The organism is Pseudomonas brassicacearum (assembly GCF_003732265.1).
GTDB classification, from domain to species: domain Bacteria; phylum Pseudomonadota; class Gammaproteobacteria; order Pseudomonadales; family Pseudomonadaceae; genus Aquipseudomonas; species Aquipseudomonas brassicacearum_D.
Genome location: NZ_MOBK01000073.1, coordinates 1 through 315, shown reverse-complemented (window position 1 = coordinate 315; position 315 = coordinate 1). Strand labels below are relative to the sequence as shown.

Annotated in this window: 1 pseudogene; it reads right to left on the bottom strand. The window is 52.1% G+C overall.

The annotated features are described in order from the left end of the window. Positions 1–315, bottom strand: a pseudogene (locus tag BK660_RS30100) (restriction endonuclease); the annotation flags it as partial.

The following is a 315-nucleotide window of genomic DNA, read 5'->3' as shown; positions in this document are numbered from 1 at the left end:
GATCGGATGACGGGTCTCATTTTTTTCCTCATCAAATATACCGATGTACTTCTGTGACCGATTGAAATGCAGCCGGCAGATTGGTTTGCGATTGTTGTCATCCAGCAGTATCCCGAAGTAACTCTGCGTATCACGCTGAACGATTCGCTTGGCATCGACCACCGACCGGACCAGCGCACGAACGATGTGATAGCCCTCAAGCTCCTCCAGAGTTGTCAGAACCTTGTCATCCGACTCATCTCGCGGATCTACTGGATCTGTCCCGGTAGAGGTGGACGGCAACGACGCCAATGCTGGTTGAATGGCACCACTCAT